Here is a 14,877-nt window from a genome sequence, read left to right on the forward strand (position 1 = left end):
ACTGGTATCACCGGATTACCGCGGACGCGCGTTGATGAAATTTGCACTAAACATAACAGACTGGCAGGCCAGAGCCCCAGGACTTAGCGAAGCGACCCACTGGCAGCAGTGGTCGCGGGAGCCGTACGCCATCGATCCCGCCGCGCCGCAGGCAAAACTGCACGAACTCCCGATGATGACCGCCCGGCGGCTCAGTTCCGGCAGCAAACTGGCGGTGGAGTGCGGGCTGGCCATGCTGCGTCGCCACGATATCGACGCGGTGCTCTATACCAGCCGCCACGGCGAACTGGAGCGTAACTACCGCATCCTGCACGCGCTGGCGATGGAACAGGCGCTCTCTCCCACCGATTTCGCCCTGTCAGTACACAATTCCGCGGTCGGTAATCTGACCATTGCCGCAAAACAGCCGATTGTCTCATCCTCGCTTTCCGCCGGGAGAGACACCTTCCAGCAAGGGTTGTGCGAAGTGATGTGCCTGCTTCAGGCGGGTTATCAGCGGGTATTGATGGTCGATTTCGACGGCTTCCTGCCCGAGTTTTACCATCCGCGATTACCGCCGCAGATGCCGACCTGGCCTTACGCCGTCGCCTTTGTCATTGAAGCGGGGAATGCGCTGTCCTGCGCCACGCGGCCCGGCGCGCCTCAGGATGAAACGCCGCTTCCGCAAAGCCTGCTGTTTTTACAGCGTTACTTACAAAACGCCGACGCCTTTACGCTACCGGGCGAGCGGGTAGAGTGGCAGTGGAGCCGCGCGTGAATACGCTTCTGGCGCGCCTGGATTGGGCATGGCGACTGGTGATGACCGGTTTTTGTTTTGCCCTGTTCGGCATCGGCGGGCTGTTGCTTTCTGTCGTGTGGTTCAACTTATTGTTACTATTGGTATGGAACCCCGTCAGACGCCGCCGCCTGGCCCGTCGCAGCATTGCGGCCAGTTTTCGCGCCTTTTTAACGGTAGCGAAAACGCTTGGCGTTCTGGACTACCGCATTGAGGGGAGCGACGTGCTGCGACAGGAGAAAGGGTGTCTGGTGGTGGCGAACCATCCCACGCTTATCGATTACGTGCTGCTGGCTTCCGTCATGCCCGAAACCGACTGCCTGGTGAAGAGCGCACTGCTGAAAAACCCGTTCGTCAGCGGCGTTATTCGCGCGGCGGATTACCTGATCAACAGCCAGGCCGACGCGCTGTTACCGGCCTGCCAGCAGCGTCTGGATCAGGGCGACACAATATTGATTTTCCCCGAAGGGACGCGAACGCGACCCGGTGAAAAAATGACGCTGCAACGCGGCGCGGCCAATATCGCCGTGCGCTGCGGCAGCGATTTACGCGTAGTGACTATCCACTGTAGCGAGCATCTGCTGGATAAGCAGAGCAAATGGTATGACGTGCCTCCCGCGAAACCTCTGTTTACCGTAGAGGTACGCGAGCGGATCGCGATCGACCCGTTTAACGATGCAAATTTACAAGAACCGGCGCTGGCGGCAAGGCAGTTGAACCGGCATCTTTTGCTTCAATTACAACCAGGTGCTACACCTCTTTCAGGAATTAATGATGCAAGCGCTCTACCTTGAAATTAAAAATCTCATAATAAATACGCTGAATCTGGACGAGCTGTCCGCTGACGATATCGATACCGAGGCGGCGCTCTTTGGTGATGGTTTAGGACTGGATTCGATCGATGCCCTTGAGCTGGGGCTGGCGGTGAAAAACCAGTATGGCGTGGTGCTCTCCGCAGAGAGCGAAGAGATGCGTCAGCACTTCTTTTCCGTCGCCACGCTGGCATCTTTCATTCACGCTCAACGTGCCTGAGGCGAGTCCGTTATGACAGAACAACATGCCATTTATGAAGAAGTCTCCGCGCTTCTGGTCAAACTGTTTGAAATCGACCCTCAGGACATCAAACCTGAGGCGCGCCTGTATGAAGATCTGGAGCTGGACAGCATCGACGCCGTTGACATGATCGTGCATCTGCAAAAGAAAACCGGTAAGAAAATCAAGCCGGAAGAGTTCAAAGCGGTGCGTACCGTGCAGGATGTCGTCGACGCCGTAGAACGCCTGCTGAAAGAAGCGTAATACGCCATGTCAGGCGCTCACGCGCGTATGGGTATTCAGTTGCTGACCGGCCTGATGCTGCTGGCCTGGCCATTTTTGATCTGGTTTGGGCTGACGCATAACAGCCTCCACTGGCTGCTGCCGCTGATGGCGTTGCTGCTCTTTTTACGCTTTCGTCAGACCCGGCGACAGGCGGGGCCGCTGCGCGTCGTCACTCAGGTGGCGGCGGTGGCGGGCATAGCGCTTTGCGTCGCCAGCTATCTGCTTAAAACACATCAACTGCTGCTGTTTTACCCGGTCGTTGTTAACGGCGTCATGCTTGCCGTTTTTGGCGGCTCGCTGTGGACATCCATGCCGATTGTCGAACGTCTGGCGCGACTGCGTGAACCTGCGCTGCCGGAAGCAGCAGTGCGCTACACCCGTCGCGTAACACAAATCTGGTGCACCTTTTTCATCGGCAACGGCGGTATTGCGCTCTTTACCGCGCTACACGGCGACATGGCGCTATGGACCGCCTGGAACGGCATGATTGCCTATCTGCTGATGGGCGCGTTGATGGCGGGCGAGTGGCTGGTGCGCCGCCAGGTGATTAAACGAGAAACACAATGAAGCAGACCCTTCCGCTCTCCCGCTGGCTCACCGCGCCACGCCCGGATGAAACGCCTGTTGCCTGGCTGGGTGAGGACACCTGGACGCTGGGCCACCTGCGCCATGACGTCGCGCAGTTGGTGAAACACCTGCAACAGCAGGAGGGCGAGCGCTGGGCGCTGTGTTTTGAGAACAGCTATCTGTTTATTGTTGCGCTGCTGGCAACGCTGCATAGCGGAAAAACGCCCGTTATTCCGGGGCATAACCGCGTCTCTCTGCTGGATGAGCAGCGCGCGCTGTTCAACGGCGTGCTCAGCGATAAGACGTCTGGCTGGCACGGCCCGCTGCTGGTGGTCAATACATCACGACAGTTCAGCGCAGAAGCCTTCACATTCGACGATATTGCCGCCGATGCCTTCGTTGAATTGTTTACCTCTGGCTCCACCGGTCAGCCCAAGCGCATCATCAAACCCATCGCGCGGCTGGATTGCGAGGCCGAACTGCTGGCGATGCGTTTTGCCGACCGTCTGGCAGGCTGTCGCGTCGTGGCGTCAGTCGTTCCTCAGCATCTGTACGGTCTGACTTTCCGTATTTTCCTGCCGATGGCGCTCGGCCTGCCGCTTCATGCCGCAATGCTCTACTACGCAGAGCAGCTTGCCGCGCTAAGCCACGACCACCGCTATGCGTTTATCAGCAGTCCGGCGTTCCTGAAACGCCTCGACCACCGGCTCACGCCGCCGCCGGTCAACATGATCCTTTCCGCAGGCGGTATGCTGCCCTGGGGCGATGTCACGCAAACCGCCGCCTGGCTCAATATCTGGCCGGATGAAATCTATGGCAGCACCGAAACCGGCATTCTCGCCTGGCGCTACCGCCAGCAGGAGGAGATCGCCTGGCTCCCCTTCCCCGGCGTACATTTCCAGCCGGAGGGCGAAGCATTTCGCGCCTTTTCGCCGCTGATCGTGCAGCAGGACGGCCTGTTGCTCGACGATATCCTCCAGTTTGATGAGAACGGCCAGTTCCACCTGATGGGGCGCCGGGGGCGCGTCGTCAAAATTGAAGAGAAACGGATCTCGCTCAGCGAAGTTGAACAGCGGCTGCTGGAGCTGAAGGGCATCCGCGAGGCGGTCGCGCTACCTGTTTCACGCGGCGGTCGTCAGGGCATTGGCGTTCTGCTGGTGCTGGATGACGAAACCCGCCAACAATGGCAGCGCTGCGGCGGCAAAGCCCAGGAACTGACCTGGCGTCGTTCGCTGCTACCGTGGCTGGAGCCGGTTGCCGTACCTCGCTACTGGCGCGTGATCGACGAGATCCCGGTCAACAGTATGAACAAGCGTGTCTATGCGCAATTACAGGAGTTATTTCATGATACCCCATGAAATTGAGCGCCATCAGGCACAACCCCAACAGCTTGAGATCGTCCTGCATCTCGACCCTTCCCTGTTCTGGTTCAGCGGCCACTTTACCGTGCAACCGCTGTTGCCCGGCGTCGCGCAGCTGGACTGGGTGATGCATTACGCCACCACGCTGCTCACGCCCGGCTGGCGTTTTCACAGCATCCAGAACGTCAAATTCCAGGCGCCGCTGCTGCCTGAAACCACGGTGACGCTGACCCTGAGCTGGCAGGAAACCCGCCAGCTCCTGACGTTTAGCTATCAGCGTCACGATGGCGACGCGCGGCATACCGCCAGCAGCGGGAAGATCCGGTTATGCCGTTGACCTTCACTCCCTGCGTGCTCATCCCCTGCTACAACCACGGCGAGATGATGGCGCGGGTGCTGGCGCGGCTACAGCCGTTTAATCTGCCCTGCATTGTGGTGGATGACGGCAGTGACGAAACAACACGTCAGCGATTAGCACAGCTGGCGGCTCAGGAACCGAACCTGACGCTGATCCGCCTGCCGGAAAACGCGGGCAAAGGCGCTGCGGTGATTCGTGGGCTACAGGCAGCCTCAGACGCGGGATTTACCCACGCGGTGCAGGTGGACGCCGACGGCCAGCATGCCATTGAAGATATTCCGAAGCTGCTCGAACTGGCGCTGGAAAACCCAGCCGCGCTGATCTCCGGGCAGCCGATCTATGACGATTCCATTCCCCGTTCGCGCCTGTACGGTCGCTGGATAACCCACGTCTGGGTATGGATTGAAACGCTTTCGTTCCAGCTGAAAGACAGCATGTGCGGGTTTCGCGTGTATCCGGTCGCCCCTGTGCTGCAACTGGCGCAGCGCGTCACGCTCGGCAAACGGATGGACTTCGACACCGAAGTCATGGTGCGCCTCTACTGGCAGGGCAACACCAGCTATTTTGTCCCGACCCGCGTTACCTATCCGCTGGATGGACTGTCCCATTTTGACGCGCTAAAAGACAACTGCCGAATTTCACTGATGCACACCCGCTTGTTCTTCGGCATGCTGCCGCGCATCCCGTCTTTGCTGTTTCGCCGCTCGTCGCCGCACTGGGCGCGCCAACAGGAAGTTAAAGGGCTGTGGGGAATGCGCCTGATGCTGCTGGTCTGGCGTCTGCTTGGGCGTAAGGCGTTCTCGCTGCTGCTTTATCCGGTGGTCGGCGTCTACTGGCTGACGGCAGCGCACGCCCGCAACGCGTCGCAACACTGGCTGACCCGCGTGCGAACGCAACTGACGTCACACCAGCGCCCCGTTCCGTCCCGGCTGACCAGCTTCCACCACTTTCTGCGTTTTGGCGAGGCGATGCTGGATAAAATCGCCAGCTGGCGCGGGGAGCTACAGTTTGGCCGCGATGTGGTCTTTGCGCCGGGCGCAGAAGCGACGCTCAACATCACGGCGCCAACGGGCAAACTGCTGCTGGCCTCGCATCTGGGCGATGTCGAAGCCTGCCGCGCGCTGGCGCAATTGCAGGGCAGCAAAACCATCAACGCTCTGGTGTTCAGCGACAATGCCCAACGTTTTAAACAGATTATGGACGAGATGGCGCCGCAGGCCGGGCTGAACCTGATGCCCGTCACCGACATCGGCCCGGACACCGCCATCCTGCTGAAAGAGAAGCTGGAACGCGGCGAGTGGATCGCCATTGTTGGCGACCGTATTGCGGTTAACCCACAGCGTGGCGGCGAGTGGCGCGTCTGCTGGAGTCGTTTTATGGGCCAGTCCGCGCCGTTTCCGCAGGGGCCATTTATTCTGGCCTCCATCCTGCGCTGCCCGGTTCAGCTTATTTTCGCTCTGCGCCAGAACGGGAAACGGCATATCCACTGTGAACCGTTCGCCGACCCGCTGCTGTTGCCGCGCGCCGGACGCCAGCAGGCATTACAGCAGGCCATCGACCGCTACGCCGAACGCCTTGAGCACTACGCGCTACAGTCGCCGCTCGACTGGTTTAATTTTTTCGATTTCTGGCAGTTGCCGGATGCCAAAAACAAGGAGTAAAGGGTGCTTAACGATCCCCGTTTTACTGCTGAAGTAGAGCTGACCATTCCGTTCCACGACGTCGATATGATGGGCGTCGCGTGGCACGGCAACTATTTCCGCTACTTCGAGATTGCCCGTGAGGCGCTGCTCAACCAGTTCGACTACGGCTACCGCCAGATGAAAGCGTCCGGCTACCTGTGGCCTGTGGTCGATACCCGCGTGAAGTACCGCAACGCGCTGACATTCGAACAACGCATTCGGGTGCGCGCCCGTCTTGAAGAGTACGAAAACCGCCTGCGCATCGGCTACGAAATTTTTGATGCGCAGACGGGAAAACGCGCCACGACGGGTTACACCATCCAGGTGGCGGTAGAAGAGAAAAGCCGCGAGATGTGCTTCGTCAGCCCGGATATTTTGTTTGAACGTATGGGAGTAACGCCATGAGATTCCTGCCGCTGCTGGCGCTGATCATCAGCCCGTTCGTGAGCGCTCTGACGCTCGACGATCTGCAACAGCGCTTTACCGAACAGCCGGTTGTCCGCGCCCACTTCGATCAAACCCGGACGATTAAGGATCTGCCGCAGCCGCTGCGATCCCAGGGCAGGATGCTGATCGCTCGCGACCAGGGGCTGCTGTGGGATCAAACCGCCCCGTTCCCGATGCAGCTGCTGCTGGACGACAAACGGATGGTACAGGTGATCAACGGCCAGCCGCCGCAGGTCATCACCGCCGAAAACAACCCGCAGATGTTCCAGTTTAACCATCTGCTGCGCGCGCTGTTCCAGGCTGACCGCAGCGTGCTGGAGCAGAACTTCCGCGTCGATTTCGCCGATAAAGGCGAGGGACGCTGGGCGCTGCGACTGACGCCGATCACCACGCCGCTGGACAAGATTTTCGCCACGATTGACCTGGCCGGGCAAACGTATCTGGAGTCAATCCAACTGAATGATAAACAAGGCGATCGCACGGATATCGCACTCACTCAACACCAACTGACGCCCGCTCAACTGACCGATGACGAACGCCAACGTTTTACCGCGCAATAACCGTAAAAGCCTCGCGCTGCTATGGGGTGTCGCCTGCCTGATTATGTTGGGCGCATTGCTGACGCTGCTGCCCCAGTCACGGCTGAACAGCAGCGTGCTGGCAATGCTGCCAAAACAGGCTTTAGGGAACATTCCGCCTGGCCTGAACGACGGTTTCATGCAGCGCCTCGACCAACAGCTGGTCTGGCTGGTAAGCCCGGGTAAACAGGCCGATCCGCAGGTGGCGCGCGACTGGCTCGCGCTGTTGCAAAAATCCCACGCGCTGGCGGACGTCAAAGGCCCGATGGACGCCGACAGCCAGCAGGCATGGGGCGCCTTTTTCTGGCAGCATCGCAACGGCCTGATCGATGAGGCCACCCGCGCTCGTCTGCAAAACGGCGGCGACGCGCAGGCGCAGTGGATTCTGTCTCAGCTGTATTCCGCCTTCTCCGGGGTGAGCGGTAAAGAGCTGCAAAACGATCCGCTGATGCTGATGCGCGGTTCGCAGCTGGCGATGGCGAAAAACGGCCAGCGTCTGCGGCTGATGGACGGCTGGCTGGTCACTCAGGATGAGCAGGGGCACTACTGGTATCTGCTGCACGGCGAGCTGGCCGGTTCGTCGTTTGATATGCAGCAAACGTACCAGCTCGTCACCACGCTCAGCGCGCTGGAAGGTGAACTAAAAACGCGTTATCCGCAGGCGCAGCTGCTGTCGCGCGGTACGGTTTTTTACAGTGATTACGCCAGCCAGCAGGCGAAACAGGATATCTCCACCCTTGGCGTGGCGACGGTTCTGGGCGTGATTCTGCTGATCGTGGCGGTCTTTCGCTCGCTGCGCCCGCTGCTGCTGTGCCTGATATCAATTGGCGTCGGCGCGCTGGCCGGAACCGTCGTCACCCTGTTGATTTTTGGCGAGCTGCACCTGATGACGCTGGTGATGAGCATGAGCATCATCGGTATTTCGGCCGACTATACGCTTTATTACCTGACCGAGCGCATGGTGCACGGCAACGACGCGTCGCCGTGGCAGAGCCTCGCCAAAGTGCGTAACGCCCTGCTGCTGGCGCTGCTGACCACCGTCGCGGCGTATCTGATCATGATGCTCGCCCCTTTCCCCGGCATTCGCCAGATGGCGGTATTTGCCGCCGTGGGATTAAGCGCCTCCTGCCTGACGGTCATTTTCTGGCATCCGTGGCTGTGTCGCGGGCTGCCTGTGCGCCCCGTTCCGGCAATGGTGCTGATGTTGCGCTGGCTGGCGGCGTGGCGGCGCAATAAAAAACTGTCCATCGGCCTGCCCGTGGCGCTGGCGATCTTCTCGCTGGCGGGCATCGCAACGCTGCATGTGGATGACGATATTTCACAGCTACAGGCGCTGCCGCAGCAGATTCTGGCGCAGGAAAAAGCAATCACCGCCCTGACCGGGCAGAGCGTCGATCAGAAATGGTTTGTGGTTTATGGTCAGTCCGCACAGCAAACGCTGGAGCGGCTGGAAGCCTTTACCCCAGCGCTGGAACAGGCAAAGCGCGACGGGCTGCTCAGCGGCTATCGCACGCTTCCGATCAACTCGCTCGCCCGTCAGCAGCAGGATCTGAAGCTACTGAAAAACGCCGCTCCGGCGGTGAGCCGCGCGCTACAGAATGCCGGGCTTTCCACGGTTAACCCGGATCTGAACGCCATGCCGGTAACGGTGGACGCCTGGCTTGCCAGCCCGGCCAGCGAAGGCTGGCGGCTGCTGTGGTTGACGCGGGAGAATGGCGAAAGCGGCGTGCTGGTGCCGGTAGACGGCGTGAAGCGGAGCGCCGCGCTGAACGCCCTCGCCACGCAATATTCCGGCGTGGCGTGGGTTGACCGAAAAAGCACCTTCGACACGCTGTTCGCCCTCTATCGCAATGTGCTGACGGGACTGCTGTTTGTGGCGCTGGCGGTCATTGCCTGCGGCGCGATGATCAGGCTTGGCTGGCGCAAAGGACTGGTAAGCCTGGTGCCGTCAGTGCTGTCGCTGGGCTGCGGTCTGGCGGCGCTGACATTGAGCGGCCATGCGGTCAATCTGTTCTCGCTATTGGCGCTGGTGCTGGTGCTGGGGATTGGCATCAACTATACGCTGTTTTTCAGCAACCCACGCGGAACGCCGCTGACCTCACTACTGGCGATTACGCTGGCGATGATGACCACGCTGCTGACCCTCGGCATGTTGGTCTTTAGCGCCACCCAGGCCATCAGCAGTTTCGGTATCGTACTGGTCAGCGGGATTTTCACCGCATTTCTGTTATCGCCTCTGGCAATGCCCGGTAAAAAAGAGAAAAAAAGAAGATGATCAAACAAACAGCGCGCTGGTTGAGACACCTTTTGCCGGATGGCGGCTTTGCCTTATCCGGCCTGCGCCAGCGCACAAACCGCAGGCCGGATAAGCGTAGTGCCATCCGGCAGTTTCTGCTGATGACCGCGGCGCTCATTCTGACCGGATGCAGCCACTCGCAGAAAGCGCCGGAAGGCCGCCCGCAGGCGTGGCTGGAACCCGGCGCGCGCGTCACGCTGCCTGCGCCGGGCATCTCTCCGGCGGTCAGTTCGCAACAACTGCTCACCGGCAGCTTTAACGGCAAAACCCAGTCGCTGCTGGTGATGCTCAATGCCGACGAGCAAAAAATCACCCTTGCCGGACTGTCGTCGGTTGGCATCCGCCTGTTCCTGGTCACCTATGATGAGAAAGGGTTGCACACCGAGCAGTCCATCGTGGTGCCGCAGTTGCCGCCCGCCAGCCAGGTTCTGGCCGACGTAATGCTCAGCCACTGGCCGATTAGCGCCTGGCAGCCGCAGTTGCCGACGGGCTGGACGCTCACCGACAACGGCGACAAACGCGAGCTGCGCAATGCCAGCGGTAAGCTGGTGACGGAAATTATCTATCTGAACCGCAAAGGCAAACGCGAGCCAATCAGCATTGAGCAGCATGTGTTCAAATACCACATCACCATTCAATATCTGGGTGACTGATATGATCTATATTTCTGCGATCGGTATGATCAACGCGCTGGGCAACGATACGGATGAGATCGCCACGAACCTGACACGCGGCGTGGCGCCTGGTATGCGCCCTCGCCCCGGCTGGCTACAGGGGCATCCACAGGCGGTGCTCGCCGGTGTTGACGGCGAACTGCCCGCCATCCCCGATGACTTTGCCGCTCACCGTTCGCGCAACAATCAGCTGCTGCTGGCCGCGCTCGCGCAGATCCAGCCCCGGGTGGATGAAGCCATCGCGCAGTATGGCCGCGATCGCGTCGCCGTGGTGCTCGGCACCAGCACCTCCGGCCTCGACGAGGGTGATGCCCATGTCAACCTGACGCTAAACGGCCAGGAAAGCCTCTCCTGGCAGTACCCGCAGCAGGAGCTGGGCGATCCGTCGCGCTTTCTCAGCCACTGGCTGGCGCTTGATGGCCCGGCGTTCACCCTTTCCACCGCCTGTTCCTCCAGCGCCAGAGCGATCATCAGCGGACGCCGACTGATCGAAGCCGGTCTGGCGGACGTGGCGATTGTCGGCGGCGCGGACACCTTAAGCCGGATGCCGATTAACGGCTTCCACAGCCTGGAGTCGCTCTCTCCAACGCGATGCCTGCCGTTCGGCCGGGATCGCAGCGGCATTACCATCGGCGAAGGGGCCGCGCTGATGCTGCTGACCCGCGAACCGCAGCCTGTCGCGCTGCTGGGCGTCGGCGAGTCCAGCGACGCGTACCATATTTCCGCACCGCATCCGCAAGGTGAAGGCGCGATTCGCGCGATTACCCAGGCGCTCAATGACGCAGGCATCACGCCGACGCAGGTGGGTTATATCAACCTGCACGGCACCGCCACGCCGCTCAACGACCAGATCGAATCGAAAGTCGTGAGTGAACTGTTTGGCGAGAATGTGCCCTGTAGCTCCACCAAACATCTGACCGGGCACACACTGGGCGCTGCGGGAATCACCGAAGCCGCCCTCAGCATGTTGATTCTGCAACACGACTTGCCGCTGCCGCCGCAGGATTTCAGTGATTCGCCGCGTGACCCGGCGTTGCCGCGCTGCGGCATCATCGAACAACCGCGCGCGCTTGAACGCCCGGTGATCTTATCTAACTCGTTCGCCTTTGGCGGCAACAACGCCAGCATTCTGCTCGGGAGGGTTTCATGAGTCGCTATTTATCACCCGGCGAGTATCTGCCGCATGACGCCCCCATGTTGCTGCTCGAAGACGTCGAGTGCGTCACGGACGAGTCCGCCGCCTGCCGCGTCACCGTGGCGCCAGGCGGCGTGCTGGCCCCGTTTCTTGACCCGCAGGGCAATCTGCCCGGCTGGTTCGCGCTGGAACTGATGGCGCAAACCATCGGCGTCTGGTCAGGCTGGCATCGTCATCAACAGGGTCAGAGCGCCATCTCTTTGGGCATGGTGCTCGGCGCGCGTGAACTCGTCTGCGTCGCAGGCGCCCTCCCCGCCGGGGAAACGCTGACCATCAGGGCCACATTACTCATGCAGGATGAGCGTTTCGGCAGCTTTGAATGCACAATCGACGTGGGGGATGACACGCTGGCGACAGGCCGCGTAAATACGTTCCAGCCCACGCAGGAAGAACTCACCACGCTATTTCAACAGGGAGCTGCAACATGAGTCGTTCCGTTCTGGTTACCGGGGCCAGCAAAGGCATCGGTCGCGCCATCGCCCGTCAACTGGCGGCTGACGGCTTTGTTGTCGGGGTTCACTATCACCGTGACGCACAGGGCGCGCAAGAAACGCTGGATACCATTCTCGCCGTCGGCGGCGCAGGCCGTCTGCTCAGTTTTGACGTCGCCAGTCGCGAGCAGTGCCGCGAGGTGCTGGAGCAGGATATCGACGCGCATGGCCCGTGGTATGGCGTGGTCAGCAACGCCGGGATCACCCGCGACGCCGCCTTTCCGGCGCTGAGCGACGACGACTGGGATGCCGTGATCCACACCAATCTCGACAGCTTTTACAATGTGATTCAGCCGTGCATCATGCCGATGATTAGCGCACGTCAGGGTGGACGGATCATTACCCTGTCATCCGTTTCCGGCGTGATGGGCAACCGTGGTCAGGTTAACTACAGCGCCGCAAAAGCGGGCATTATCGGTGCGACAAAAGCGCTGGCGATTGAGCTGGCAAAACGTAAAATCACCGTCAACTGCATCGCGCCTGGGCTGATTGACACCGGCATGATCGCAATGGAAGAGGCCGCGCTGAAAGAGGCGATGTCCATCATCCCAATGAAACGTATGGGCCAGGCAGATGAAGTGGCAGGGCTGGCCAGTTATTTAATGTCGGATATTGCGGGTTACGTTACCCGCCAGGTCATATCCATCAATGGAGGGATGTTATGACGCGTCGCGTTGTGATTACAGGCATGGGCGGCGTCACCGCGTTTGGCGAGAACTGGCAGGACGTTTCCACCAGACTGAACGCTTACGAAAACGCCGTGCGCCAGATGCCGGAATGGCAGGTTTATGACGGACTGCATACGCTGCTTGGCGCGCCAGTCGATGATTTCACCCTACCGGCACACTATACCCGCAAGCGTATTCGGGCGATGGGCCGCGTGTCGCTCATGTCCACCCGCGCCACCGAACTGGCGCTGGAACAGGCAGGGCTTATCGACGATGCGGTGCTGACCAACGGCGAAACCGGAATTGCCTATGGTTCTTCTACCGGCAGTACCGGCCCGGTGAGCGAATTCGCCACCATGCTGACGGAAAAACACACCAACAACATCACCGGCACCACTTACGTGCAGATGATGCCGCACACCACCGCCGTCAACACCGGGCTGTTCTTTGGCCTGCGGGGTCGCGTGATCCCGACGTCCAGCGCCTGCACCTCCGGCAGTCAGGCGATTGGTTATGCCTGGGAAGCGATTCGTCACGGCTACCAGACGGTGATGGTCGCCGGCGGCGCAGAAGAGTTATGCCCGTCTGAAGCGGCGGTTTTTGACACGCTGTTTGCCACCAGCCAGCGCAATGACGAACCGAAAACGACGCCTTCGCCGTTCGATGAAAAGCGCGATGGGCTGGTGATTGGCGAAGGCGCAGGAACGCTGATTCTCGAAGAGCTGGAACATGCCAAAGCCCGAGGGGCGACCATTTACGGCGAAATCATCGGCTTTGCCACTAACTGCGACGCCGCGCATATCACCCAGCCACAGCGTGAAACCATGCAGATTTGCATGGAACAATCGCTGAAAATAGCAGGCTTAAGCGCACAGGATATAGGGTACATTTCCGCCCACGGTACGGCGACCGATCGGGGCGATATCGCAGAAAGTCAGGCAACGGCCGCAATTTATAGCGATAATGTGCCGATCTCCTCGCTAAAAAGCTACTTTGGGCATACCCTTGGCGCCTGCGGGGCACTGGAAGCCTGGATGAGTCTGCAAATGATGCGTGAAGGTTGGTTTGCACCTACGCTAAACTTGAGTCAGCCGGATACCCAATGTGGCGCGCTGGATTACATCATGGGTGAAGCCCGCAAGATTGATTGTGAGTTTTTGCAAAGCAACAACTTTGCGTTTGGCGGCATCAATACTTCTATCATTATTAAACGTTGGCCCTGATATGTACCGGATTGTTCTGGGAAAAGTTTCGACACTGAGCACAGGCACGCTGCCGTCGCCACTGTACGCACAGGCGCCGCAGGGCGCTCGCCGCGCGCGCTGGCTGGCCGGTCGCGTGCTGCTTTCCCACGCCCTTTCGCCATTGCCGGAGATTGTGTATGGCGAACAGGGAAAACCTGCTTTTTCTCCTGACACCCGGCTCTGGTTTAACCTGAGTCATAGCGGGGACGATATCGCCCTGCTGCTGAGCGACGAGGGCGAAGTCGGCTGCGACATTGAAGTGATCCGCCCGCGAGATAACTGGCGGTCGCTGGCCAACGCGGTGTTCAGCCTTGGCGAACATGCGGAAGTAGAAGCCGAACATCCCGAACAACAGCTGACGGCGTTCTGGCGCATCTGGACGCGCAAAGAGGCTATCGTAAAACAGCGCGGCGGCAGCGCCTGGCAAATCGTCAGCGTGGACAGCACGCTCAACTCGGCGTTGTCGGTCAGCCAGTGCCAGCTCGATACCCTGAGTCTGGCGGTCTGCACGCCGACACCGTTCACGCTGACCGCCGATTGCGTGCAGCGCCTGGAATCCATCGCGTAAATTTGTATGTCATGCCTGCCGTTAAATCTTTACGGAGAACATTTCATTCTGACGCGTGATTCCGTTCACTTTAGGTTCAGCATTTCTCTGGAATTTCATCACCCGTGAACGCGTTAAGGGGGCTATCGCTGCCCCCTTAACAATCCCCGCTCCCGGCAGACCATTTCTGCGGTTTGTTTTTTAACAGCAAAACCGGTGCGGCTGAAAATCAGAGCATTGCAGCAATGCCCCTGTTCCGGCTGAAAATCGATGAGACGTTGACGGCTGACCGGGTCCGCACGCAGGGACGCGGGCGGAGGGGACGGCCTGCCGGGACGCAGGCTCGACCCCGACCCGAAAGGCAGACGGAATAAGGCGAATAAACCGCGCAGCGGCGATTTTCCTTGCCGGAGAGCCAGGGTTGCAAGGGAGGCGGCGGCGAGCCTCCCTTGCACGTTCACAGGTGACGAGGCTCCAGATAAATGCTGAACCTAAAGTGAACGGAACAATATTTCAGAGTGAAATAATCTCCTCATAGAAAACATCCGCTACCATATGATTTTCGTATACCTTCCCCCTTTGACCGCCCAACTATTGATCCAGAACACGTCAAAAGTATGATGAATCTTTAGAATCGTCATACTCATTTAGTCGTACCTCTTTTTAATCGGGGCCAC

Annotated in this window: 17 protein-coding genes; all 17 read left to right on the top strand. The window is 59.7% G+C overall.

Annotation, left to right across the window (positions count from 1 at the left end; genetic code table 11):
* The first annotated feature begins 34 nt into the window (after window positions 1–34).
* The 17 genes from OGX93_RS20875 to acpT all read left to right on the top strand — a co-directional run bounded on the left by OGX93_RS20875 (window position 35) and on the right by acpT (window position 14,221).
* On the top strand, window positions 35–757 hold the full coding sequence (locus OGX93_RS20875; protein ID WP_104868081.1) for a beta-ketoacyl synthase chain length factor: 723 nt from the start codon (window positions 35–37) through the stop codon (window positions 755–757).
* 41 nt (window positions 758–798) lie between these two features.
* Window positions 799–1,569, top strand: a complete 771-nt coding sequence (locus OGX93_RS20880; protein ID WP_228096617.1) for a lysophospholipid acyltransferase family protein — start codon at window positions 799–801, stop codon at window positions 1,567–1,569.
* Window positions 1,550–1,807 (top strand): phosphopantetheine-binding protein, encoded by a 258-nt coding sequence (locus OGX93_RS20885; protein WP_024131035.1) that lies wholly within the window; start codon window positions 1,550–1,552, stop codon window positions 1,805–1,807. The genes OGX93_RS20880 and OGX93_RS20885 overlap by 20 nt, the downstream gene beginning before the upstream one ends.
* A gap of 12 nt (window positions 1,808–1,819) precedes the next feature.
* On the top strand, window positions 1,820–2,071 hold the full coding sequence (locus OGX93_RS20890; protein WP_012135597.1) for an acyl carrier protein: 252 nt from the start codon (window positions 1,820–1,822) through the stop codon (window positions 2,069–2,071).
* A gap of 6 nt (window positions 2,072–2,077) precedes the next feature.
* The gene (locus tag OGX93_RS20895) at window positions 2,078–2,659 is read left to right on the top strand and encodes a COG4648 family protein (RefSeq protein WP_286448925.1); all 582 of its coding nucleotides are present in this window, start codon (window positions 2,078–2,080) and stop codon (window positions 2,657–2,659) included.
* On the top strand, window positions 2,656–4,017 hold the full coding sequence (locus OGX93_RS20900; protein WP_286448924.1) for a class I adenylate-forming enzyme family protein: 1,362 nt from the start codon (window positions 2,656–2,658) through the stop codon (window positions 4,015–4,017). The genes OGX93_RS20895 and OGX93_RS20900 overlap by 4 nt, the downstream gene beginning before the upstream one ends.
* Window positions 4,004–4,357 carry an ApeI family dehydratase gene (locus OGX93_RS20905; RefSeq protein WP_049011356.1) on the top strand — a complete coding sequence of 118 codons (354 nt, stop codon included), beginning with the start codon at window positions 4,004–4,006 and terminating at the stop codon, window positions 4,355–4,357. The genes OGX93_RS20900 and OGX93_RS20905 overlap by 14 nt, the downstream gene beginning before the upstream one ends.
* Entirely contained in the window at window positions 4,348–6,039 is a 1,692-nt protein-coding gene (locus tag OGX93_RS20910; protein WP_286448923.1) for a glycosyltransferase family 2 protein, read from the top strand. Before OGX93_RS20905 ends, OGX93_RS20910 begins: the two co-directional genes overlap by 10 nt.
* Window positions 6,040–6,042: 3 nt before the next feature.
* The gene (locus OGX93_RS20915) at window positions 6,043–6,465 is read left to right on the top strand and encodes an acyl-CoA thioesterase (RefSeq protein WP_012135602.1); all 423 of its coding nucleotides are present in this window, start codon (window positions 6,043–6,045) and stop codon (window positions 6,463–6,465) included.
* Complete coding sequence (locus OGX93_RS20920) at window positions 6,462–7,067, top strand: LolA family protein (protein WP_047460500.1); 606 nt, start codon at window positions 6,462–6,464, stop codon at window positions 7,065–7,067. Before OGX93_RS20915 ends, OGX93_RS20920 begins: the two co-directional genes overlap by 4 nt.
* On the top strand, window positions 7,036–9,360 hold the full coding sequence (locus OGX93_RS20925) for an MMPL family transporter (protein ID WP_130028251.1): 2,325 nt from the start codon (window positions 7,036–7,038) through the stop codon (window positions 9,358–9,360). Before OGX93_RS20920 ends, OGX93_RS20925 begins: the two co-directional genes overlap by 32 nt.
* A gap of 122 nt (window positions 9,361–9,482) precedes the next feature.
* Window positions 9,483–10,034 carry a DUF3261 domain-containing protein gene (locus OGX93_RS20930; RefSeq protein WP_096753934.1) on the top strand — a complete coding sequence of 184 codons (552 nt, stop codon included), beginning with the start codon at window positions 9,483–9,485 and terminating at the stop codon, window positions 10,032–10,034.
* Window position 10,035: 1 nt separating this feature from the next.
* Window positions 10,036–11,205, top strand: coding sequence for a beta-ketoacyl-[acyl-carrier-protein] synthase family protein (locus OGX93_RS20935; protein WP_286448921.1), 1,170 nt, complete (start codon window positions 10,036–10,038; stop codon window positions 11,203–11,205).
* Window positions 11,202–11,678, top strand: coding sequence for a hotdog family protein (locus tag OGX93_RS20940; RefSeq protein ID WP_286448919.1), 477 nt, complete (start codon window positions 11,202–11,204; stop codon window positions 11,676–11,678). The genes OGX93_RS20935 and OGX93_RS20940 overlap by 4 nt, the downstream gene beginning before the upstream one ends.
* Complete coding sequence (locus OGX93_RS20945) at window positions 11,675–12,406, top strand: 3-ketoacyl-ACP reductase FabG2 (RefSeq protein WP_115626013.1); 732 nt, start codon at window positions 11,675–11,677, stop codon at window positions 12,404–12,406. Before OGX93_RS20940 ends, OGX93_RS20945 begins: the two co-directional genes overlap by 4 nt.
* A complete protein-coding gene (locus OGX93_RS20950) occupies window positions 12,403–13,632 on the top strand; it encodes a beta-ketoacyl-ACP synthase (protein ID WP_115626014.1) in 1,230 nt (409 codons plus the stop codon). Before OGX93_RS20945 ends, OGX93_RS20950 begins: the two co-directional genes overlap by 4 nt.
* Before the next feature lies 1 nt (window position 13,633).
* Complete coding sequence (gene acpT, locus OGX93_RS20955; protein WP_047460480.1) at window positions 13,634–14,221, top strand: 4'-phosphopantetheinyl transferase AcpT; 588 nt, start codon at window positions 13,634–13,636, stop codon at window positions 14,219–14,221.
* Window positions 14,222–14,877: the final 656 nt, after the last annotated feature.

Origin of the sequence: Citrobacter sp. CK195, assembly GCF_030333365.1 — a bacterium.
GTDB classification, from domain to species: domain Bacteria; phylum Pseudomonadota; class Gammaproteobacteria; order Enterobacterales; family Enterobacteriaceae; genus Citrobacter_B; species Citrobacter_B koseri.

Excerpts from the sequence above, each read along its gene's own strand:
- OGX93_RS20880 (WP_228096617.1), top strand. The coding sequence starts at position 799 with ATGACCGGTTTTTGTTTTGCCCTGTTCGGCATCGGCGGGCTGTTGCTT.
- OGX93_RS20910 (WP_286448923.1), top strand. The coding sequence starts at position 4,348 with ATGCCGTTGACCTTCACTCCCTGCGTGCTCATCCCCTGCTACAACCAC.
- acpT (WP_047460480.1), top strand. The coding sequence starts at position 13,634 with ATGTACCGGATTGTTCTGGGAAAAGTTTCGACACTGAGCACAGGCACG.
- OGX93_RS20875 (WP_104868081.1), top strand. The coding sequence starts at position 35 with ATGAAATTTGCACTAAACATAACAGACTGGCAGGCCAGAGCCCCAGGA.
- OGX93_RS20945 (WP_115626013.1), top strand. The coding sequence starts at position 11,675 with ATGAGTCGTTCCGTTCTGGTTACCGGGGCCAGCAAAGGCATCGGTCGC.
- OGX93_RS20890 (WP_012135597.1), top strand. The coding sequence starts at position 1,820 with ATGACAGAACAACATGCCATTTATGAAGAAGTCTCCGCGCTTCTGGTC.
- OGX93_RS20935 (WP_286448921.1), top strand. The coding sequence starts at position 10,036 with ATGATCTATATTTCTGCGATCGGTATGATCAACGCGCTGGGCAACGAT.
- OGX93_RS20900 (WP_286448924.1), top strand. The coding sequence starts at position 2,656 with ATGAAGCAGACCCTTCCGCTCTCCCGCTGGCTCACCGCGCCACGCCCG.
- OGX93_RS20925 (WP_130028251.1), top strand. The coding sequence starts at position 7,036 with ATGACGAACGCCAACGTTTTACCGCGCAATAACCGTAAAAGCCTCGCG.
- OGX93_RS20940 (WP_286448919.1), top strand. The coding sequence starts at position 11,202 with ATGAGTCGCTATTTATCACCCGGCGAGTATCTGCCGCATGACGCCCCC.
- OGX93_RS20930 (WP_096753934.1), top strand. The coding sequence starts at position 9,483 with ATGACCGCGGCGCTCATTCTGACCGGATGCAGCCACTCGCAGAAAGCG.
- OGX93_RS20895 (WP_286448925.1), top strand. The coding sequence starts at position 2,078 with ATGTCAGGCGCTCACGCGCGTATGGGTATTCAGTTGCTGACCGGCCTG.
- OGX93_RS20950 (WP_115626014.1), top strand. The coding sequence starts at position 12,403 with ATGACGCGTCGCGTTGTGATTACAGGCATGGGCGGCGTCACCGCGTTT.
- OGX93_RS20920 (WP_047460500.1), top strand. The coding sequence starts at position 6,462 with ATGAGATTCCTGCCGCTGCTGGCGCTGATCATCAGCCCGTTCGTGAGC.
- OGX93_RS20905 (WP_049011356.1), top strand. The coding sequence starts at position 4,004 with ATGATACCCCATGAAATTGAGCGCCATCAGGCACAACCCCAACAGCTT.
- OGX93_RS20885 (WP_024131035.1), top strand. The coding sequence starts at position 1,550 with ATGCAAGCGCTCTACCTTGAAATTAAAAATCTCATAATAAATACGCTG.